Genomic DNA, 19,627 nt, shown 5'->3' with positions numbered 1-19,627 from the left:
CCCGCCGGCCTGCCGCCGGCGGAAGCCGCGGTGGAACGCGCGATCCAAGCGGCGTTGAGCCGGCCGGAACAGGCGGTGACGCTGCCGCCGTTGAGCCGGCCGCCGCAGCCGGTGCCGCTGTGGCTGCACCCGGAGCCGCCGCTGACGGAGGCCGACGGGCAGGGCAGCCGCCACGCCGACGGCGAACGCGGCGGCGGCAAGGACGCCCAGCGCCAGCGCCGCCGCTATCGCGCGCGGCGCATGGAACAGGACCAGCGCAAGAACGGCATGCTGATGGTGTTCCGCGCCGAGAGCCTATTTACCTGGGACGAATACGTCAAAGTTAACCGCCACAATGACGACGATGATGACGGCAACGGCGAAATCGCCGCCGAAGACATGAACCGGCTGACCCTGGGCCAGGACGCCCATACCCGCGGCAGCCGGCTGCGCTTCGATCTGGACCTGCCGGCCGCCGCCTACGACGACACCCCGCTGGGGCCGGGCATCAAGCTGCCGGAATGGCACTGGAAGCGGCAATGCCTGGTGGAGGACCACTGCCTGCTGCGGCCGATGCTGCCGCGCGACGCCGTGCCGGCGCCGTTGCCGGAACGCTTGCAGCCGCTGGCGCGCCGGCTGCGGCGGCAATTCCAGTCGTTGGCGCCGGAGCGCCGCCGGCGCAGCGGCGAAACCGCCGGGCCGGACATCGATCTGGACCGGCTGATTCGCTTCCTCGCCGAACGGCGCGGCGGCGCGGCGCTCAGCGAACCGGCGCTGTATCAGGACTGGCCGCCGGGCGAGCGCAGCCTGGCCTGCCTAACCCTGGCCGACCTGTCGCTGTCCACCGAAAGCTGGCTGGGCGAAACCGGCCGGGTGATCGACGTGATCCGCGACAGCCTGCTGCTGTTCGCCGAGGCGCTGGCCGCCAGCGGCGACGACTTCGGCCTGTACGGCTTTTCCTCGCTGCGGCGGCAGGAAGTGCGCTTGCAGATCCTCAAAGACTTTGCCGACCGTTACGACGACGCCGCCCGCGGCCGCATCCTCGCCATCCGGCCCGGCTACTACACCCGCATGGGCGCGGCCATCCGCCAGTGCACCCGCATCCTGAGCGAGCGGCCGGCGCAGCGCCGTTTGTTGTTGCTGATCTCGGACGGCAAGCCCAACGATCTGGACCATTACGAAGGCCGCTACGGCATAGAAGACACGCGCCAGGCGGTGCTGGAAGCCCGCCGCGCCGGCCTGACGCCGTTCTGCGTGACCATAGACCGCGAGGCGGGCGACTACCTGCCGCATTTATTTGGCCGCAATGGTTATGCGCTGGTGAGGCAGGCGGAGAGGTTGCCGCAGGCGTTGACCAGGCTGTATGCCAGCCTGACGACGTGAGATTGGGGCGAATCAACTTTTTGTATCCGCTGCGCGGATGATGATTTTTATTGCCGGGGCTGCCCGGCGGGCAGGAAGGGGAATTTGCTCGGCCAAATTCCCCTATCACTGAGCGAATCAAAGATTCGCACGTAGTCCCCCAAAGGCCGCCCTGCAAGCCTGGCCTGCGGCTTCCCGCCGGTTCCCGTCAGGCCCGAGGCGCGGCTGAACTCGCAGCGCGCTAACGTCGCGCTGCTCGAACAAGCAGCCGCTTAAAACGAGCATAGCGAAGTTTCTGCGTAGCTAAAACCTCGGGCCTGCCACCCGTCGGCAGGCTTGAAGGGAGTGGGGGTAGCGTCGCATACCTGCTTGCTTCGTTGATGACACGCAAAGTCCTAAAAGTGGCGAACTGGCATAGTTGAGCAAGTAATCAAGGAGTTCCATGGCCAAAAAATTCCCGCTGCACCCCGCCCACCCCGAGCGCATCTGCTGGGGCTGTGATCTCTATTGCCCCGCCAACTCCCTGCAATGCGGCAACGGCTCCAGCCGCACGCAACATCCGGCGGAAGTGCTGGGCGACGACTGGTATCAATACGGCGACTGGGGCTTGGAGGATTCCCCGGTCACAGGACAGGACGGCTCCGGCAAGCGTTGATTCGAATCAAGGCTGTCCATATGCGTCCGGGATGATCATGCCGTCAATAAGAGCCTGTTCAAAGTCTCGCGAGCTAGAGCGAGACAAGGCGAAAACGGCTGAGAAAGCGGAATGTACAGGCGGTACATGAGCATTTCGAAGACGGTTTCAACGTGGTATCGCCGACGCGCAGCAGACCTTGAACAGGTTCTGAGGGTTATTCCTAACGCTGGAGCGCACGCCATGAAGTCTCCGAAGCAGTCCCTGTTCACCAAGAGCGTATTACTCGCCCTGTTGCCGTTGGCCGCGGCCCCCGTCTGGGCGGACACCGCCGCCCTGCCCGCCGGCGAGGCGATGCACCAGAACGCCAACGCCAAAGCCCCGCCGATGACCGAGGCGGAATTTACCCGCGGCAAGCAAATCTACTTCGAACGCTGCGCCGGCTGTCACGGCGTGCTGCGCAAAGGCGCCACCGGCAAGGCGCTGACGCCGGACATCACCCTGGCGCGCGGCACTGAATACCTGAAAACCTTCATCAAATACGGCTCCCCGGCCGGCATGCCCAACTGGGGCACCTCCGGCGAATTCAACGACCAGCAAGTGGACCTGATGGCGCGCTACGTGCAGCAAGAGCCGCCCACCCCGCCGGAATTCGGCATGCAGGACATGCTGGCCACCTGGAAAGTGCAAGTGCCGGTGGACAAGCGTCCGCGGCGAAAGGAAAACCAGCTGGACATCTCCAACCTGTTCTCCGTCACCCTGCGCGACGCCGGCGAAATCGCGCTGATCGACGGCCACAGCAAGCAAATCGTCAGCGTGATCAAGACCGGCTACGCCGTGCACATCTCCCGGCTGTCCAAATCCGGCCGCTACCTGTACGTGATCGGCCGCGACGGCAAGATCAACCTGGTGGACCTGTGGATGGCCAAGCCGGACAGCGTGGCGGAAATCCGCATCGGCCTGGAAGCGCGCTCGGTGGAAACCTCCAAATACCGCGGCTACGACGACAAGCTGGCCGTGGCCGGCGCTTACTGGCCGCCTCAATACGTGATCATGGACGGGGCCAGCCTCAAGCCGCTGAAAATCGTCGGCACCCGCGGCATGACGGTGGACAACGAATACCACCCGGAACCGCGCGTGGCCTCCATCGTGGCCAGCCATTACAAACCGGAGTTCGTGGTCAACGCCAAGGAAACCGGCAAGATCATGATGGTGGACTACTCCGATCTGGCCAACCTCAAGACCACCACCATAGACGCCGCCAAATTCCTGCACGACGGCGGCTTCGACGCCAGCGGCCGCTACTTCATGGTGGCCGCCAACGCCTCCAATAAAGTGGCGGTGGTGGACACCAAGCTGGACAAGCTGGCGGCGCTGGTGGACGTGGGCAAAACCCCGCACCCTGGCCGCGGCGCCAACTTCACGGACCCGCAATACGGGCCGGTCTGGGCCACCAGCCACCTGGGCGACGACAGCATCAGCCTGGTGGGCACCGATCCGGAAAAACACAAGGCCCAGGCCTGGAAAGTGGTGCGTACGCTGAAGGGGCAGGGCGGCGGCTCGCTGTTCATCAAGACCCATCCGCAATCCGCCAATCTGTGGGTGGACACCGTGTTCAACCCGGACGCCAAGCTTAGCCAGAGCGTGGCGGTGTTCGACATCAAGCACCTGGACAAGGGCTTCTCCATGCTGCCGATAGGCGAATGGTCCGGCCTGAGCGACGGCGCCAAGCGCGTGTTGCAGCCGGAATTCAACAAGGCCGGCGACGAAGTCTGGTTCTCGGTGTGGAGCGCCAAGGACAAGCAATCCGCCATCGTGGTGGTGGACGACAAAACCCGCAAGCTCAAGGCCGTGATCAAGGACCCGCGCCTGGTCACCCCCACCGGCAAATTCAACGTCTACAACACCCAGCACGACATCTACTGACCCCGCCAGCACGCCCGCCGGGCCAGCCCCGGCGGGCGGAGGAGACCGCAATGAAAACAAGCCTGATCCTGGCCTGCGCCGCCCTGGCGCTGCATGCGCTGCCAGCCGCGGCCGCCGCGCCGGAAGCGCTGCTCAAGCAGCACAACTGCCTGGCCTGTCACGCGCTGGACGCCAAGCTGGTGGGGCCGTCCTACCAACAAGTGGCCGCCAAGTACAAGGGGCAGGACGCCGCCGTCAAGCTGATGGACAAGGTGAAAAAGGGCGGCTCAGGCAGCTTCGGCCCGGTGCCGATGTCGCCCAATCCGCAAGTGCCGGATGCCGATCTCAAGGTCATGGTGCAATGGGTGCTGAGCCGTTGACGTGCATCGCGGCGGCCTTGCTGCTGCTCTGCGGCGTCGCCGTCGCCGCGCCGGTGGCCCCCGCGCCGGAGCGGGCGGCCCAGTTGCGCCACCTGGCGCGCCAGGACTGCGGCGCCTGCCACGGCCTGAGCCTGCGCGGCGGCCTGGGCAGCCCGCTGACGCCGGAGGCGCTCAAGGACAAGCCGGACGCCGGCCTGGCCGCCGTGATCCTGGCCGGCCGGCCCGGCACCCCGATGCCGCCCTGGCGGCCTTTTTTGACGGAAGAAGAAGCGATATGGCTGGTTTACTGGTTAAAGCAGGGCGCGCCGCCCTGATCCCGGCCTTGGCCGCGCTGCTGGGCGGCTGCGCCGCGCCGCGCGGCACCGGCGACCTGGGCGTGGTGATAGAACGCGCTAGCGGCAGCGTGCAAGTGGTGGACAACACCCGCGCCGAAAGCCTGGGCCGGGTGGAAGGGCTGGGCGATCTGTCCCACGCCTCGGTGGTGTTCTCGCGCGACGCGCGTTACGCCTACGTGTTTGGCCGCGACGGCGCCATCAGCAAGGTGGACCTGCTGCGCCGGCGGCTGGAACGGCGCGTGGTGCAGGCCGGCAACAGCATAGGCGGCGCCATCTCCTCGGACGGCCGCGTGCTGGCCGCGCAAAACTACCAGCCGGGCGGCGTGCGCCTGTTCGACGCCGTCACGCTGGCGCCGCTGGCCTCGGTGCCCGCCGCGCCGGGCGCGGACGGCAAACCCTCGCGCGTGGTGGGCCTGGCGGACCTGCCGGGCCGGCGCTTTGTTTACGCGCTGTTCGACGCCGACGAAATCGACGTGCTGGACGCCGCGGACCCGGCCCAGCCGAAACTGACCCGCTACCGCGACGCCGGCAAGCGCCCCTACGACGGCCTGGCCAGCATGGACGGCCGCTACTTCCTGGCCGGGCTCTACGGCGAAGACGGCCTGTCCCTGCTGGACACCTGGCGGCCGGAACAAGGCGTGCGCCGCATCCTGGCCGGCTACGGCCGCGGCCAACAGCCGCTGCCGGTGTACAAGATGCCGCATCTGCGCGGCTGGGCGCTGGCCGGCGATTACGCCTTCCTGCCCGCCATCGGCCGCCACGAAGTGCTGCTGGCGGACAACCGCAGCTGGGCGCAACAGGCCGCCGTCCCAGTGCTGGGCCAGCCGGTGTTCGTGATGGCGGAACCCTCCGGGCGGCGGGTTTGGGTCAACTTCGCCTTCCCGGACAACAACAAGGTGCAAGTCATCGACGTGCCCACGCGCAGCGTGATCGCCACCCTGAAGCCGGGCAAGGCCATCCTGCACATGGAGTTCACCCCGCGCGGCGACGCGGTGTGGCTGTCCAGCCGCGACGACGACAAGCTGGTGGTGGTGGACACCGCCAGCCTCAAAGTGCTGCGCGAACTGCCGGCGCGTAGCCCGTCCGGCATCTTCTTCAGCTGGCGCGCCAGCCGCATCGGGATGTAGCCATGGTTATTTCAGACGCCGATCCGGCCTTGCTGCGGCTGATCAACGGCTGCCAGCGCGGCTTTCCCTTGCAGCCGCGCCCCTTCGCCGCGCTCGCCGCCGGCATGGAGGAGGGCTGGAGCGAAGCCCGGCTGCTGGCCGCGCTGCAAGACGCCCAGACGGCCGGCCTGCTGGCCCGCGTCGGCGCGGTGTTCGCCCCCAACACCGTGGGCAACAGCACCCTGGCGGCGATGGCGGTGCCGGCGGAGCGGCTGGAAGACGTGGCCGCCTTCGTCAGCCGTCAGCGCGAGGTCAACCACAACTACCGGCGGGACCATCATTACAATCTGTGGTTCGTCGTCGCCGCCGCCTCATCGGCCGGCGTGGCCGCAGCGCTGAGCCGCATCCGCCTGGCCACCGGCATCCCGCCGCTGGACTTGCCGCTGCTGCGCGAATACCACATCGACCTGGGCTTTTCCTTCCTGGCGGACGCCGCGCCGGCGGAGACGGCTGCATTGCCAACGGCGGACGACCCCGGGCTGGCCGCCGGCCACCGCCAGCGGCTGCTGGCGGCGCTGTCGCCGGGCCTGCCGCTGACCCAGCGGCCCTACCAAGCGCTGGGCGCGCAATGCGCGCTGAGCGAAGCCCAGACCCTGGCGCAAATCGCCCACTGGCGGCAGCAAGGCGTCATCCGCCGCTTCGGCATGGTGGTGCGCCACCGGGAACTGGGCTACCGCGCCAACGCCATGTGGGTGTGGCGGATAGACGACGACGCCGAACGCGAGCGCGTGGCGCTGGCGCTGGCGGCGGAGCCGGCCGTCACCCTGTGTTACGAACGTCCGCCGCGTCCGCCGGACTGGCCCTACCAACTGTTCACCATGGTCCATGCCCGCGACGCGCAGAGCCTGGACGCCGCGCTGGCGGACATCCGCCGCCGGCACGGCCTGGAACGGCTGCCGCAGGCGGTGCTGCGCTCCACCCGGCGCTACAAACAAACCGGAGCCTGTTATGGATACGCCTGAAGCGTTGGCAATGCTGGACACGCTGGACGCCTTGGACGCGCGGCTGATAGACCGGCTGCAAGGCGGCTTCCCGCTGGTCTCGCGCCCCTACGCGGCGGCCGGGCGCAGCCTGGGCCTGGGCGAAGACGGCCTGATCCGGCGCTTGCGCCAACTGCTGCAGACCGGCGTGCTCAGCCGCTTTGGGCCGATGTACCAGATAGAACGCCTGGGCGGCCGCTTCGTGCTGGCCGCCTTGGCCGCGCCGGAAGCGCGCTTTGACGACGTGGCCGCCGCCGTCAACGCGCTGCCCGCGGTGGCGCACAACTACCGCCGCGAACACCGGCTCAATATGTGGTTTGTGCTGGCCGCGGACAGCGCCGCCGCCATCGACGCCGCCCGGCGCGGCATCGAGCTGGTGACCGGCCTGGAAGTGAACCTGTTTCCCAAAGAGCGGGAATACTTTGTGGGCATGCGTTTTCAGGTGGGCGGCGCGGCCCCGGTGGGCGCGGCCGCCGGCGCGCGGCGGGCTGGCGCGCCGGCCGCGTTGAGCGAAGACGACCGGCTGCTGATCCGCGCCACCCAGGCCGGCCTGCCGCTGTGCCGCTACCCCTACCGCGACATTGCGCGGCGGCTGGGCTGGGCCGAGGCCGAAGTGACGGCCAAGCTGGCGCGCTGGCTGGAACAGGGCGTGGTGCGCCGCATCGGCGCGGTGCCCAACCATTACGCCATCGGCTACCGCGCCAACGGCATGGCGGTGTTCGACGTGGCCGACGAACAGGTGGACGCGCTGGGCGCGCAACTGGGCGGCCTGGACGCGGTCAGCCATTGCTACCGCCGTCCGCGCCGGCCGGGCTGGCCGTACAATCTGTTCGCCATGCTGCACGGCAGCGAGCGGCCGGCGGTGCTGGCCGCGGTGGACGACGCGCGCGCCTTGCTGGGCGAGGCCTGCCATAGCCACGAGGTGCTGTTTTCCAGCCGGATTTTGAAGAAAACGGGCTTGAGGCTTTGAGGTGCTCCAAATTCCATTGACCCGCATCAAGGAGCCGCCGCCGCCCCCGGCCGCACACTGAGCCATCTTCCCGCGACGGAGCCGGCCATGTTGCGATTAACCCAATACCTGCGCCTGCTGCGCGAGCCGGCGGCGTCCCAACCGCCGGGCCGCGCCATGCCCGTCGGCCCGCAAGGCCCGGTGGTGATCTGGAACCTGATCCGCCGCTGCAATCTCACCTGCCAGCACTGCTACTCCACCTCCGCCAACCGCGACTTCGCCGGGGAGCTGAGCACCGACGAAGCCTATGCGGTGCTGGACGATCTCCACGCCTACGGCGTGCGCGTGCTGATCCTGTCCGGCGGCGAACCGCTGCTGCGGCCGGACCTGCCGGCCATCGCCCGGCGCGCCAAGGCGCTGGGTTTCTATATCGGCCTATCCAGCAACGGCACCCTGATGGACCCAGACCAGGTCGCCGTCTTGGCGGACATCGGTTTTGATTACGTGGGCGTCAGCCTGGACGGTATCGGCGCCACTCACGACCGTTTCCGGCGGCTGGACGGCGGTTTTGAACTGGCGCTGCGCGGCCTGCGGCTGGCGCGCGACGCCGGCCTGAAAGTGGGCATCCGCTACACCATGACGGAAGACAACGCCGCGGACCTACCGGCGCTGCTGCAACTGATGGCGGACGAAGACATCGACAAGTTCTACTTCTCCCACCTCAACTACGCCGGACGCGGCAACAAGCACCGCGCGGACGACGCCCGCCACGCCCGCAGCCGCTGGGCGCTGGAACTGCTGATCCGGCAGGCGATGGCCCAGCTGGACGCCGGCCGGCCGCGGGACTTCGTCACCGGCAACAACGACGCGGACGGCGTCTACCTGCTGCACTGGGCGCGCCGGCATTACCCGGAGCGCGCCGACACCCTGCTGCGGGCGCTGCGGCGCTGGGGCGGCAACGCCAGCGGCGTCAACATCGCCAATATCGACAACCTGGGCAACGTCCACCCGGACACCATGTGGTGGAAAGTGACGCTGGGCAATGTGCGGGAACGGCCGTTTTCCGCGATATGGCAACAGCCGCAACACCCGCTGATGAGCGGCCTGCGCCAATCCCCGCGCCCGGTGGCCGGCCGCTGCGGCGCTTGCGCCCATCTGGCCATCTGCAATGGCAATACCCGAGTGCGCGCCTGGGAGCTGAGCGGGGACTTCTGGGCGGCGGACCCGGCCTGTTATCTGAGCGATGCGGAAATCGGCGTGGAGCCGGGCCGCCACACGCTGCCGGCGCTGACGCCGTGGAGCAGGGAGTCCCCCGCTAACAAGATCGCGCAGCGTAGCTGAGCCAAGGCGCACCGACGCAAGCAGTACAAGAAGTACGACAAGGGGCGCAACGCAGGACCAGGGGTTTTGTTGGCGGCTCTAATCACATCGAACTAGGCGGCTGCTGCCAATGGCCCATGGCCCTTGGCGGAGCGCGCTTTTATAGTGTAAGCCTCCGCCATTATCGAGCCACACCGTCATGAGCCATCTGGACATCCCATCCTTCCTGCGCCACCAGCCGCTGTTCCAGCAATTGTCCCCGGAACAGATCCAGGCGCTGGTGCCGCACACCCAAGAACTGCGCGGCCTCAAGGGCCAGGTGATTTTCCAGAAGGGCGACCCCTGCGACGGCATGTTCCTGGTGGTGTACGGCCGGGTGAAGCTGGCGCTGTCCTCGGCGCAGGGCAGTGAAAAAGTGATGGAAATCATCCACCCCGGCCAAAGCTTTGCCGAGGCGGTGATGTTCCTGGGCCGGCCCTGCCCGGTGATGGCCCAGTTCCTGGAGGACGGCATGCTGCTCAAGGTGGAAGCGGCCGGCATCCTGCAAGCGATAGACCACGACCCGGCCTTCGCCCGGCGCTTGCTGGCCGGCCTGTCGCTGCGCCTGCACGGCCTGGTGCGGGACGTGGAGCGCTACTCCATAGAAAGCTCCTTGCAGCGGGTGATTGGCTATCTGCTGCAACACCTCCCGGAAGACGGCGACAGCCTCACACAGCAGGTATCGCTGCCGGTGAATAAAAGCCTGATCGCCTCCCGGCTCAACCTGACCCCGGAAACCTTCTCGCGCATGTTGCACCAGTTGATCGAGGCGGAACTGATCCAGGTGGACGGGCGCGATATCACGCTGGTGGATGTGGACAAGCTGAAGGCCTTTGGCAGCTGCGCCTAAAACGCCCCACGCCCCCATCGTAGGGTGGGTGGAGCGTAGCGATACCCACGCGGAAACGGTTTGACGCGATAGGCCGCCGGGCAGCCGCCTGTTTGGTGGGTATCGCCTGACGGCTCCCCCCACCCTACCCAAACGCAGCCCCAACGCGGCCCCAACCGTAGGGTGGGAGGAGCGTAGCGATACCCACGCGGAAACGGTTTGACGCGATAGGCCGCCGGGCAGCCGCCTGTTTGGTGGGTATCGCCTGACGGCTCCACCCACCCAACCCAAACGCAGCCCCAACGCGGCCCCAACCGTAGGGTGGGAGGAGCGTAGCGATACCCACGCGGAAACGGATTCGACGCCATAAGCCGCCGGACAGCCGCCGATTTGGTGGGTATCGCCTGACGGCTCCACCCACCCAACCCAAACGCAGCCCCAACGCGGCCCCAACCGTAGGGTGGGAGGAGCGCAGCGATACCCACGCGGCAACGGATTCGACGCCATAAGCCGCCGGACAGCCGCCGATTTGGTGGGTATCGCCTGACGGCTCCACCCACCCTACCCAAACGCGGCTCCAAACACGGCTCCAACCGTAGGGTGGGTGGAGCGCAGCGATACCCACGCGGCAACGGATTCAACGCCACAGGCTGCCGGACAGCCGCCTGTTTGGTGGGTATCGCCTGACGGCCCCACCCACCCTACCCAAGCGCGGCCCCAAACACGGCTCCAACCGTAGGGTGGGTGGAGCGCAGCGATACCCACGCGGCAACGGATTCAACGCCACAGGCCGCCGGATAGTCGGCTACGGCGTCTCCCACATGGCGCGTTGCCTTCGGACGGCCATAGGCTCCGGCGCTGGCGCGCCCACCAGCGCCTGACGGGCGGTGACGATATTGCTGAAGCCCGCCAGGCGATAACACTCCCGCACACAGGTGTCGCGGTTGGTCCACTTCCCTGACGCCCACATCCGCAACAGGGCGGTGCGGGCCGGTTCGTGCTCGCCACGCCATTTGTCCCACAGGTAAAAACTCGTCTGCGCCTGCCTGATCTCCAGATGGATAGAGGCGGTATCGGCCGGGTGGTCCGGGTGGTCGTCCGCCAGCGCAATGGCCCCGATGCGTTCTTCGTAGGCGGAGATCAAACTGGCGGCGCGTTGGAGGACGTCGTGGTGCTGGATCAGCAACCTCATCATGGCAATGCTCTCCCTAATAGCCATCACAACACGCCGTTAAGGTGTTCCAACCCCTGTTTCAAACGCTGCTGTATCGGCTCCAGCAAGGCCAAGGCGTCCTCGCTGCTGAACAGCAGCGGCTCGTCGCGGCGTTCCAACAAGGTGATCAAGGCCAATAAGCCAGTGTGGGCGGTGCGCATGTCCATCACGCCGCGCAGCAGCGCGGTGTCCAGTTCTACATAGCAATGGTTCAACTGCTGGCCTAGTTCGCCGAGCTGCACCAGATCGCCAGTGACGGCGGGCAAGCGCTTTGAACAGCGGTGCAACTGCTCCATCAACGGTGCGGCGACGGGCGGCGGCATGGCGGGGGGAAAGGTAGAGAAGGTCATCACGGTCTCCATGTCATCTTTGGAAACCTGCCCAAGCGAGGCTAGGGCAGGCACATGACAAGGTGGCAAGACCGGCTAGCTTCTTCCAAAGAACCGGCAATCCTTTCGGATTCCCTGCCACGGCCCGCCCCGAATGGGTACGGCGTGGCAACAGACGTAACGGTGCCAAAGCGGACCGTTGTGTCTGCGGGAGAAGCTAGTTTGGGCTTGCCAGCCCTGCGCTGTGTGATTGAGCACGGCGCGGAACCAAGCCTAAACAGGCTGGGTGGGGGCGTCAAGGGTGGAGGGAGTGGAGCTGGGCAGTAAAGCTAAAGACCCGTATGCAAAGGAAGCTGTAGCGCTTCACGAAACCTTGGAACGTGTTTACGCTCTCGCGAGCTCAGGCGGAAACCGCCGAGAAAGCGAACAGGGGAGGGTGAGCAATTCGAAGCAGTTTCAACGCCGCCTCGCCCACATCGGCTGACGCCCTCTTCAGCCGTAAAACAGAGGCATTCTCGAAATCCGGATTGAATTTGGCCTGTGGGAGGCGGCGATGGTCTGCGCTTTGTTGAACCTGCTGAGCATGGTTTCCGTCATGCGTTTTTGTGACGGACTTTGTCCTACAGCAAGCCTGTGGCGAAGGCAGACCATCGGCTAGATGCTCAATGGACTTGGTTTTCCTTTGAGTGATCTAAAAGCGCTGGGCGGCGATAGTCGCTAAGCCATTAAACATTGCTTTTAATATTGATCAGTATGGAGGACCAGTTCTCACGGCCATCTTCAGTAGTTTTCTGAGAAATATGAGAAGCAAGATTGAATAAATCCGATGCGGCGCGACCATGAGCTCTGGCAACTTCAGGAAGATTGAATACCAGACCAAGACAGCAGATGAGAATCATGCATATTGCTGTGATGACGCCGCCCTCAGTGTCCTGGCGGTAAAGGCAATACAATATGGCAACGCCAAAAATCACCACGGAGGCCATATACCAACGTATCACAATGAGTGCGGCCTTCTCCTTTTTTCTATGAGTGACGGCTTGTTGAATCAGCTCATTATGATTCAAGTCCAGAGTGTTGGAATAGTCGGCGTTGTCTTGGGTGTTTAGATTATTTTCCATGAAGTTCTCTCTGTGTTTGCTGTAATTGAAATGGATGACGCAGGCTATGCCTTTATCCTAATGAGCCTAAGAAAATTACATTATTATGCTCGGGGATCTCGTTGTAAGATAAAACATTCAGATCGGGAGATAGTAGCCGCGCATAACGGCTAACTAAAGGTCTCAACTGAGGCGCAACCAGCAAAATAGGAGAATGAAGTTTCTCTTTCATATTTTCCACAATCGAGGGTAGATTGGTTTGTAATTGCGCCAGAATATTTGGAGCGATTGGAAAGCTATCCAACGAGAATTGCCCGCCTTGTTGCGCCTGTTGTAGCGAATTCAACAACATGCCTTCCAGTTCAGTCGAAATATTAAATGCATGCAGATCAACTTTGTCCCGGTTTAGCTTGTAAACAATCTCTCGCCGCAATGCACTCCTGACTTCGGCGGAAAGCAGAATAGGGTCCATGGTGAAGTCGGCATGTTCAGCTAAAGTTCCCGCCACGCATACAATGTTTTTTAAGGAAACTTGTTCAGCGAGCAAACGGCAAAATATTTTCTTCAGTTGATTGTGAGAAAAAGTTTTTTCGATAGACTCATGTAGTTTGGGCGCTAAATGGGACAGCCTCTCTAGAAGTGCGTTAACATCGTCATGGGTGAATAATTCAGCCAGATGTTTTTTGATGATCTTGTCAAGATGGGTAGAGATAATTGTTGGGTGGTCGACTACCTGATATCCCAAGCCGAGAGCGTGAGCTTTTTTCTCCGGGCTTATCCAGATAATTCGTATTCCATACGCAGGATCAGTGCTGGGCATGCCATCTAGCTCGCCATAGACGCTGGGGCCCGGGATGGCCATGAGTTGCTGTTGCTGCAAGTCGGCCTGAGCAATTTCAACACCATACAATAGCAGTGAGTAGCTGTAGGGCGATAAGCTGAGATTTTCCTTGACCGACACGCTGGGAACAACAATGCCAATGGACTCGGAAAGATTTCGCCTCATGCCAGCAATACGTTTAGACAGTGCGGCTCCCTTTGCCGGAGTGATCATTTCTACTAGGCCATAGCCAACTCTGACGCTAAGAGGCTCGACTTTTCCCAATTGCTCCCAACTAAATTCGCTTGGGACCGACTGTTCCAGGATATGGCGTAAGTCCTGAAGCTCCTCTTCTTGCGGTGCGTTATAGAGTTTACTGGCCCGCCAAGCCACATAAGCGAGAGCGATGGCAAAGGTGACAAAGGGGACCCAAGGCATGCCTGGAATCATGGCGAGGAAGAACATCACCCCGGCGGCGCTATATAGAATAGTGGGGGATGCTAGGAGTTGCTTGCCAACTTGCTGCTCTAAGCCCTCGGCTTTATCATCATTGATTCGCGTAACAATAATGGCGGCGGCGGCGGCGAGAAGCAAGGAAGGGATCTGCGCAACTAGGCCGTCACCAATTGTCAGCAAAGAGTAAAGCTGGAACGAATCGCCAATGCTCAGATCATGCATCAACACACCAATGGCCGTGCCGCCAAGCATATTGATGATGAGAATTAAGATGCCAGCAATCGCATCGCCACGTACAAACTTGGATGAACCATCCATCGCGCCGTAAAAGTCCGCTTCGTTAGTGACTTCTTTGCGGCGTGCTTGTGCCTGTTCTTGATTAATCAAGCCAGCACTCAAATCGGCATCAATCGCCATTTGCTTGCCTGGCATGGCATCAAGCGTGAATCGAGCGGATACTTCAGAGATTCTTTCAGCCCCTTTGGTAACCACTAAAAAGTTAATGATTATCAAAATGATGAAAACCACCAAACCCACAACGAAATTACTGCCGATGACGACATGACCAAAAGATTCAATCACATGGCCGGCGGCCCCGCTTCCTTCATGACCGGAAAGCAGTACAACGCGGGTGGATGCAACATTCAACGTCAGGCGCAATAGCGTGGATGCGAGAATGATTGTTGGGAATATCGAAAATTCAAGCGGGCGTTTTACCGAGACGCTAACCAGAATGACAATCAGCGCAAGAATGATATTAAATGTAAAAAGTGCGTCAAGAGCTAGCGGTGGTAATGGCAGAATGATCATTACCAAGATAGCGAGTAAAAAGAATGGAATCGCTAGCTTATGCAGGCGTATCGCCTGTAGTTGTTTGAATAGATCTTTCATGAAGAATATTTGCTGGTGAGCTCTTTGGGAATGGAAAGTCGCGTAGGCATATCAGGCTTGTGATGGTACTGTCCCCGCCGGAAAGCTTTAAGCTGCATAATATAATTAATGACTTGTGCAACCGCCCGGAATAAGCTGGTCGGAATTTGCTGATTAACCTGGCTAGTATGGTAAATGGCTCGCGCTAACATTGGAATGGGTAAAACTTCGATACCATTTTCCTGCGCAATACGTCGGATGACCAAGGCCATTTCATCCAGGCCTTTGGCAACAACAAAGGGTGCTTCCGCTTTTTTGGGGTCATAACGCAAGGCAACCGCATAGTGCGTCGGGTTGACAATAATGACATCAGCGCTTGGAACCGACTTTGATAGACTACGGTAAGCCATTTGACGTTGAACCTGGCGTATCCGGTTGCGGATTTGGGGGTTGCCTTCCGTTTGTTTATGCTCCTCCTTAACCTCTTGTTTTGTCATGCGCTGGCCTCGCAAAAATAAAAAGCGCTGCATCGGGGCGTCAATCAGACCAAAAATAATCATTACGCAGCAGAGCATGAGCGTTGCATGAATCAAAAGATCCAAGCCTTGGCCCAGTGCGCTAAATAACGGCATGGCTTGAAGAGAGATGTACTGGGAGATAGCATTTTTTGACACCAAGAACAATACAAAAATCAGTAATAACGTTTTTAATAAAGATATCAAAAATTGAGCATAATGCTTAAACTTGAAAAACTTGCCTAAATTGCTAATGGGGCTAAGCCTGGAGAGTTGAGGCTTGAAATTTTCGCTGCTCCACAACAGTCCGCCCGGAAAAAGCGCAAAAACAATACCAAGCAAAGCGGAAAGGCCTAATGGAGCAATCATTTTAGCTAACAACAACAGCATGCTGGAAAGAAGCGTTGCCCAAGATTCCTTGTTGGCATCAGAGCTGGAAAGATTGTTAAGTCCTAATTGGAAAAGATGCTTAAAGTCCGACAACCAGAGAGGGGAAAAATAGATGATTAAAGCCAAGCTGCACAATAATGCAATGGCTGTCGGCAGGTCGCGAGAGCGAGCTACCTGCCCCTTCTCTCGCGCCTTGCGTAATTTCCGGTTGCTGGCCTGTTCTGATTTATCGCTGGCTTGGCTCATGGCAGCTAATATCTATGAAAGAAACATGTTTAAAATTTGCTGAGTCATTTGTTGGTAATGACCCGAAAGAGAAGGAACTTGCAAGCCCAGTAGAAATAAACCCAGTAGTACCGTAACTGAAAAACCTAGTGAAAATATATTAATGGTTGGCGTTGCTCTGGTCAGCATCCCCATGCCCACTTGTACCACCAACGTACCAAACACAACCGGGGTGGCCAACAACAGTGCTGCGGAAAAAGACCAGCCAACCTGATTGATAACCATGCTAATTGAAAAAAGACTCTTTCCAGAATTGATTGGCCAACTTTGAAAGCTGGAAAAAACCAAATTGGCAATCAACAAGTGCACATCATATGCAAAGAAAAGCAGCGCGTTAAGAACATAAAAAATAGAAGCAATAACGGTTGAAGAATTGTGAGTGCCAGGTTCATTCATCACCGCCATGGATAAGCCCATTTGAGAGGAGATGTAATAGCCCAGCATATTGAAAACCGACATGATAGAAAAAAATGCTAAGCCAAAAATAAGGCCAATGAAAATTTGTTCAAACATTAATGCAATGGCCTGAAGTGAAAAGGCATTCACATGGATAGTGTCAAGCATAGGCATGGCCACTAAGGTTAAGCCAAAAGAAATTGCAATACGAAACCGAACGGGCACTGCGACATCGCCGGTAATAGGTGCGATGCTGATAGCTGACAAAATTCTACAAAATGGCCAAAAAAACTTTCCTACCCAAATTGGCAATAGTGAAATTAAATCTTCCATTGACAGTCATTACCCAATAAGAGTGGCCGCCTGTTGGAAAACCTCTAGGCAATAATCCATTAAATATTGAGCCAACCGATGTCCCATTAGTGCTAACACACTAAGTGTAACCAACAAGCGAGGTAAAAAACTTAGTGTTTGTTCATTTAATTGAGTGGCGGCCTGAAATAAGCTGACCAATAAGCCAACAATCATGCTGGGAACTATCATCACTAACACAAGAATGGTTGCGACACGCAATGCGTTTACAACAAGTTCAACCGCAATGTCAGGAGTAAGCATTAATAGGTTTGAATACTTGTGGTAAGGGTATTGATGGTTAATGTCCAGCCGTCGATCAAGACAAATAGTAGTAGCTTGACCGGCAAAGAAATGACCAAAGGCGACAACATCATCATCCCCATTGACATCAGCACCGATGCGACCACCAGATCGATAACCAGGAATGGAATAAATAGTACGCATCCAATTTGAAACGCGGTTTTTAGTTCGCTCAACATAAACGCGGACATCTTTACCATGAAGCTATGTTCCATTGGGTTTGAGACCTGACTCTCCCCCGTTTGCTTGGCAATCATCGCCAGCGTGGCTTTATTGGTCTGGGCGAGCATGAAGCGGGATAAGGGTTTTTCTGCTTCCATTACCGCCTGTTTGAAGGTAATGCGGCCTTGGTCAAATGGCTCTATCGATGACTGCCATACTTCCATTCCCACAGGTCTCATTACTAATAAGGTTAATAGCAAGGCAATACCAGTGATCACCCGGTTAGGTAAGCCCTGCTGGAGGCCGAGGGCTTGACGCAGCAGTGACAAAATAATCAAGAAGCGGGCAAAGCTGGTCACGACCATGATGAGCGCTGGCAACAGGCTTAGCGCGGTCATGATCAGGAATATTTGAGTCTTGGCGCTAAAGTCGTCGCCCAAAGACAGGCCATTAAACATGGCCTGAGCGGGCGCGGCAAGCACGGTGCTGGAAAGCACCGTACTTGCAAAGAGAACTACTAGGGTAGGAATGAGCCTCCTCATGGAATAACGCTGCCCATATTGTCAAGGTCGACAATCTTTAGACCGTAGCTTTCCCCAATCACGACAACTTCCGCCGTGCCAACCACGGTGTCATTAACTTTGATTAATAGAGGTTCTCCAGCCAGTCGATTTAATTCGAGTACCGAACCTTCATCTAAAGCCAGCAAATCCGCTAGCGATACGGTAGTAGAGCCGACTTCAAGAGAAAGATGAACCGGAATGCGCGTAAGCAAGTCATGCGGGTTGCGCTTATTAGTTTTTTCCTCTTTTTCCTCAAGGTTTTCATCGAAATCATCAAGAATATCGTCGAAGTTTTCGGTGGCGGTGTCGTTCATTTATTTACTCCTGGGAGGCAAAAGAGGTTAAGCAAAGCTGGCCATTTTTTTCAGCGACAATCGCGGAAAATAGTATGGAGCTTCCCGCATAGACATGAGCGCGTGTGCGGATATTAATGGGTAGGACATCGCCAGTCTTTAAACTTAATAGCTTGGATAGGGAAATACGCACATCAAGCAATCTGGCTGTGAGTTTAATCTCCAGCTTTTTGGCCAATGGCCTATCGTCTTTTACTCTGCGGCTCTGACCACTAGTTTTCATTGCCAACTGAGTCAGCAATATCTGCTGCCATCTTTTGTCCATCGTGAATGTTATTTTGCTGGACTGTCCGCTGTATTCCTCTTCTAAGTCACACTCAACAATGAAGGCGGCATGTTTATCGGTAACAGCCTGCGGGTGAATTGCCCCATTTTCCTGGTTTAGAGATCCGATCAAGGTTTTTAGTAGAGCGGTTGCCAAGGTTTGCCGCTGTCGCAGTTCCGTCGCGGTTGGTGCCGCTTGGCTTGAATGCTCATGATTCCCGGCCGCTTTTTCGATTTGGTTTTCAGCTGGGAGTTGAGCGGAATTGTCCAGACCAGCCTGATGGGCGGCGTGAGCATTCTGCTCATTTTCTAGTTGACGATCCCGGTGTTTGACTCGTCCGTAACGTGATTCCAAGACGGTCAATACGATACGTCGATCTATGGCGACAGAGACCCCATCCAAACTATCAAGTTGTGGCTCGGAGCGCGTAAGCTCATCAAGGGTGGGTAGAAAATTTACGTTTTTAACTTTAAAGCTGAGGCCGCCACGTCGATTCAGCTTTTCCGAAAAAAAGTTATTCAAATCGATGGTGATGATGGAGGTGAATTTCCCGAGCAAATGAATAGGTCTGCCGAGCAAGCAGGGGTCTAGTGCCTGGTGACTTCTTGGCTGGCTAAGGTTTGTTCTGCGCAAGGGCTGCATATTGTTTCAATAAGTTTCAATGTCATTGAGTGGTGGGAGGGCGCATGGCTGAGCTTATTGCTTGCATAGATGCTACCACGGCCCAAACCGCTGGAATCTAACGACTTAGTATACAAACACAAGCAGCGGACTTGCTAATGATCGGCGATGAATTCCCATGAAATGTGGTGATTGGGGTTTGGGTTTTAACTGTGATGGATGAAATTGCGTGATGTCATGTGATTTCAGTGGCTTGCGTGTACAGGTCTGATGTAAAAGAGTTCATTTGCTATGGGCTGCTGAGCGTTTAACCTGTTCTGCTCCCAAGCGCAAGCCATATTTTAGTCAGTGAGAGATGAAATGCAATCTATAGACAGCATCGGATTTTTGGACCAATTAGGTTGGCAGAAGCATATAAGTCATAATGAGATTGCACCTGGTCAAGGCTTTAAGGTTGGACAAGATGGCTTCTCGAATTATATGGCTGAGGCTTTTGATGGTGTGGATAAGAAGCAACATGATGCGGCGAATAAAATGATTGAGGTTGATACTCGCGCTAGCGATGACTTGGTAGGGGCGATGGTGGCGAATCAAGAGGCTAGTCTGTCCTTCGCCATGCTGACTCAAGTTAGAAATAAGCTTGTTGGGGCCGTTGACGATATTTTAAAAATGCCGGTCTAACTTAAGTTTTGGGGTGGTACGTGTTTGCGAATATAAAAAGTAATATTCAAGAAAGATGGCCGAACTGGTCGTCTAG

At 58.8% G+C, this 19,627-nt stretch carries 21 protein-coding genes; 11 read left to right on the top strand and 10 right to left on the bottom strand.

What is annotated here, in order from left to right:
- The 10 genes from B0T39_RS20495 to B0T39_RS20450 all read left to right on the top strand — a co-directional run.
- The coding region (locus B0T39_RS20495) for a nitric oxide reductase activation protein NorD (RefSeq protein ID WP_081549935.1) at positions 1 to 1,362 on the top strand (1,362 nt) is incomplete at its 5' end.
- A 421-nt stretch (positions 1,363 to 1,783) separates the two neighbouring features.
- Positions 1,784 to 1,996, top strand: coding sequence for a DUF3079 domain-containing protein (locus B0T39_RS20490; RefSeq protein ID WP_048410854.1), 213 nt, complete (start codon positions 1,784 to 1,786; stop codon positions 1,994 to 1,996).
- 222 nt (positions 1,997 to 2,218) lie between these two features.
- On the top strand, positions 2,219 to 3,901 hold the full coding sequence (locus B0T39_RS20485; protein ID WP_081549933.1) for a nitrite reductase: 1,683 nt from the start codon (positions 2,219 to 2,221) through the stop codon (positions 3,899 to 3,901).
- A 50-nt stretch (positions 3,902 to 3,951) separates the two neighbouring features.
- Positions 3,952 to 4,260, top strand: a complete 309-nt coding sequence (locus tag B0T39_RS20480; RefSeq protein WP_081549931.1) for a c-type cytochrome — start codon at positions 3,952 to 3,954, stop codon at positions 4,258 to 4,260.
- Complete coding sequence (locus B0T39_RS20475; RefSeq protein WP_303245587.1) at positions 4,257 to 4,574, top strand: c-type cytochrome; 318 nt, start codon at positions 4,257 to 4,259, stop codon at positions 4,572 to 4,574. The genes B0T39_RS20480 and B0T39_RS20475 overlap by 4 nt, the downstream gene beginning before the upstream one ends.
- Entirely contained in the window at positions 4,535 to 5,722 is a 1,188-nt protein-coding gene (locus tag B0T39_RS20470) for a cytochrome D1 domain-containing protein (protein ID WP_081549927.1), read from the top strand. The genes B0T39_RS20475 and B0T39_RS20470 overlap by 40 nt, the downstream gene beginning before the upstream one ends.
- 2 nt (positions 5,723 to 5,724) lie before the next feature.
- On the top strand, positions 5,725 to 6,723 hold the full coding sequence (ahbB, locus tag B0T39_RS20465; RefSeq protein WP_081549925.1) for a siroheme decarboxylase subunit beta: 999 nt from the start codon (positions 5,725 to 5,727) through the stop codon (positions 6,721 to 6,723).
- Positions 6,710 to 7,711, top strand: a complete 1,002-nt coding sequence (gene ahbB, locus B0T39_RS20460) for a siroheme decarboxylase subunit beta (protein WP_254894618.1) — start codon at positions 6,710 to 6,712, stop codon at positions 7,709 to 7,711. The genes ahbB (B0T39_RS20465) and ahbB (B0T39_RS20460) overlap by 14 nt, the downstream gene beginning before the upstream one ends.
- Positions 7,712 to 7,798: 87 nt before the next feature.
- The gene (gene nirJ, locus B0T39_RS20455) at positions 7,799 to 9,031 is read left to right on the top strand and encodes a heme d1 biosynthesis radical SAM protein NirJ (RefSeq protein WP_081549921.1); all 1,233 of its coding nucleotides are present in this window, start codon (positions 7,799 to 7,801) and stop codon (positions 9,029 to 9,031) included.
- 178 nt (positions 9,032 to 9,209) lie between these two features.
- Positions 9,210 to 9,899, top strand: a complete 690-nt coding sequence (locus tag B0T39_RS20450; protein WP_081549919.1) for a Crp/Fnr family transcriptional regulator — start codon at positions 9,210 to 9,212, stop codon at positions 9,897 to 9,899.
- A 784-nt stretch (positions 9,900 to 10,683) separates the two neighbouring features.
- Here the strand turns inward: B0T39_RS20450 and B0T39_RS20445 are convergent.
- The 10 genes from B0T39_RS20445 to B0T39_RS20400 form a co-directional block, all read right to left on the bottom strand.
- Positions 10,684 to 11,073, bottom strand: coding sequence for a hypothetical protein (locus tag B0T39_RS20445; RefSeq protein ID WP_141111329.1), 390 nt, complete (start codon positions 11,071 to 11,073; stop codon positions 10,684 to 10,686).
- A 23-nt stretch (positions 11,074 to 11,096) separates the two neighbouring features.
- Entirely contained in the window at positions 11,097 to 11,441 is a 345-nt protein-coding gene (locus B0T39_RS20440) for a DUF1484 family protein (RefSeq protein WP_081549915.1), read from the bottom strand.
- A gap of 704 nt (positions 11,442 to 12,145) precedes the next feature.
- Positions 12,146 to 12,541: a hypothetical protein gene (locus B0T39_RS25260; protein WP_141111328.1), complete on the bottom strand. Its 396-nt coding sequence runs from the start codon at positions 12,539 to 12,541 to the stop codon at positions 12,146 to 12,148.
- A 52-nt stretch (positions 12,542 to 12,593) separates the two neighbouring features.
- Positions 12,594 to 14,687 (bottom strand): flagellar biosynthesis protein FlhA, encoded by a 2,094-nt coding sequence (locus B0T39_RS20430; protein ID WP_081549911.1) that lies wholly within the window; start codon positions 14,685 to 14,687, stop codon positions 12,594 to 12,596.
- Positions 14,684 to 15,817: a flagellar type III secretion system protein FlhB gene (gene flhB / locus B0T39_RS20425; protein ID WP_081549909.1), complete on the bottom strand. Its 1,134-nt coding sequence runs from the start codon at positions 15,815 to 15,817 to the stop codon at positions 14,684 to 14,686. The genes B0T39_RS20430 and flhB overlap by 4 nt, the downstream gene beginning before the upstream one ends.
- A 12-nt stretch (positions 15,818 to 15,829) precedes the next feature.
- On the bottom strand, positions 15,830 to 16,585 hold the full coding sequence (gene fliR / locus B0T39_RS20420) for a flagellar biosynthetic protein FliR (protein WP_081549907.1): 756 nt from the start codon (positions 16,583 to 16,585) through the stop codon (positions 15,830 to 15,832).
- Between the two features lie 9 nt (positions 16,586 to 16,594).
- On the bottom strand, positions 16,595 to 16,867 hold the full coding sequence (locus B0T39_RS20415) for a flagellar biosynthetic protein FliQ (RefSeq protein WP_081549905.1): 273 nt from the start codon (positions 16,865 to 16,867) through the stop codon (positions 16,595 to 16,597).
- Positions 16,867 to 17,565: a flagellar type III secretion system pore protein FliP gene (fliP, locus tag B0T39_RS20410; RefSeq protein ID WP_254894617.1), complete on the bottom strand. Its 699-nt coding sequence runs from the start codon at positions 17,563 to 17,565 to the stop codon at positions 16,867 to 16,869. The genes B0T39_RS20415 and fliP overlap by 1 nt, the downstream gene beginning before the upstream one ends.
- 41 nt (positions 17,566 to 17,606) lie before the next feature.
- Positions 17,607 to 17,945, bottom strand: a complete 339-nt coding sequence (gene fliN / locus B0T39_RS20405; protein WP_081549901.1) for a flagellar motor switch protein FliN — start codon at positions 17,943 to 17,945, stop codon at positions 17,607 to 17,609.
- Between the two features lie 4 nt (positions 17,946 to 17,949).
- Positions 17,950 to 18,891: a FliM/FliN family flagellar motor switch protein gene (locus B0T39_RS20400; protein ID WP_081549899.1), complete on the bottom strand. Its 942-nt coding sequence runs from the start codon at positions 18,889 to 18,891 to the stop codon at positions 17,950 to 17,952.
- Between the two features lie 339 nt (positions 18,892 to 19,230).
- On the opposite strand from B0T39_RS20400, the gene B0T39_RS20395 reads away from it, so the two are divergent.
- Entirely contained in the window at positions 19,231 to 19,551 is a 321-nt protein-coding gene (locus B0T39_RS20395) for a flagellar hook-basal body complex protein FliE (RefSeq protein WP_081549897.1), read from the top strand.
- The last annotated feature ends 76 nt before the right edge of the window (positions 19,552 to 19,627 follow it).

The organism is Chromobacterium haemolyticum (assembly GCF_002081825.1).
GTDB classification, from domain to species: domain Bacteria; phylum Pseudomonadota; class Gammaproteobacteria; order Burkholderiales; family Chromobacteriaceae; genus Chromobacterium; species Chromobacterium fluminis.
This window is presented reverse-complemented; position numbering and strand designations above follow the sequence as displayed.

Excerpts from the sequence above, each read along its gene's own strand:
- B0T39_RS20490 (WP_048410854.1), top strand. The coding sequence starts at position 1,784 with ATGGCCAAAAAATTCCCGCTGCACCCCGCCCACCCCGAGCGCATCTGC.
- B0T39_RS20485 (WP_081549933.1), top strand. The coding sequence starts at position 2,219 with ATGAAGTCTCCGAAGCAGTCCCTGTTCACCAAGAGCGTATTACTCGCC.
- B0T39_RS20480 (WP_081549931.1), top strand. The coding sequence starts at position 3,952 with ATGAAAACAAGCCTGATCCTGGCCTGCGCCGCCCTGGCGCTGCATGCG.
- B0T39_RS20470 (WP_081549927.1), top strand. The coding sequence starts at position 4,535 with ATGGCTGGTTTACTGGTTAAAGCAGGGCGCGCCGCCCTGATCCCGGCC.
- ahbB (WP_081549925.1), top strand. The coding sequence starts at position 5,725 with ATGGTTATTTCAGACGCCGATCCGGCCTTGCTGCGGCTGATCAACGGC.
- ahbB (WP_254894618.1), top strand. The coding sequence starts at position 6,710 with ATGGATACGCCTGAAGCGTTGGCAATGCTGGACACGCTGGACGCCTTG.
- nirJ (WP_081549921.1), top strand. The coding sequence starts at position 7,799 with ATGTTGCGATTAACCCAATACCTGCGCCTGCTGCGCGAGCCGGCGGCG.
- B0T39_RS20450 (WP_081549919.1), top strand. The coding sequence starts at position 9,210 with ATGAGCCATCTGGACATCCCATCCTTCCTGCGCCACCAGCCGCTGTTC.
- B0T39_RS20445 (WP_141111329.1), bottom strand. The coding sequence starts at position 11,073 with ATGATGAGGTTGCTGATCCAGCACCACGACGTCCTCCAACGCGCCGCC.
- B0T39_RS20440 (WP_081549915.1), bottom strand. The coding sequence starts at position 11,441 with ATGACCTTCTCTACCTTTCCCCCCGCCATGCCGCCGCCCGTCGCCGCA.
- B0T39_RS25260 (WP_141111328.1), bottom strand. The coding sequence starts at position 12,541 with ATGGAAAATAATCTAAACACCCAAGACAACGCCGACTATTCCAACACT.
- B0T39_RS20430 (WP_081549911.1), bottom strand. The coding sequence starts at position 14,687 with ATGAAAGATCTATTCAAACAACTACAGGCGATACGCCTGCATAAGCTA.
- flhB (WP_081549909.1), bottom strand. The coding sequence starts at position 15,817 with ATGAGCCAAGCCAGCGATAAATCAGAACAGGCCAGCAACCGGAAATTA.
- fliR (WP_081549907.1), bottom strand. The coding sequence starts at position 16,585 with ATGGAAGATTTAATTTCACTATTGCCAATTTGGGTAGGAAAGTTTTTT.
- B0T39_RS20415 (WP_081549905.1), bottom strand. The coding sequence starts at position 16,867 with ATGCTTACTCCTGACATTGCGGTTGAACTTGTTGTAAACGCATTGCGT.
- fliN (WP_081549901.1), bottom strand. The coding sequence starts at position 17,945 with ATGAACGACACCGCCACCGAAAACTTCGACGATATTCTTGATGATTTC.
- B0T39_RS20400 (WP_081549899.1), bottom strand. The coding sequence starts at position 18,891 with ATGCAGCCCTTGCGCAGAACAAACCTTAGCCAGCCAAGAAGTCACCAG.
- B0T39_RS20395 (WP_081549897.1), top strand. The coding sequence starts at position 19,231 with ATGCAATCTATAGACAGCATCGGATTTTTGGACCAATTAGGTTGGCAG.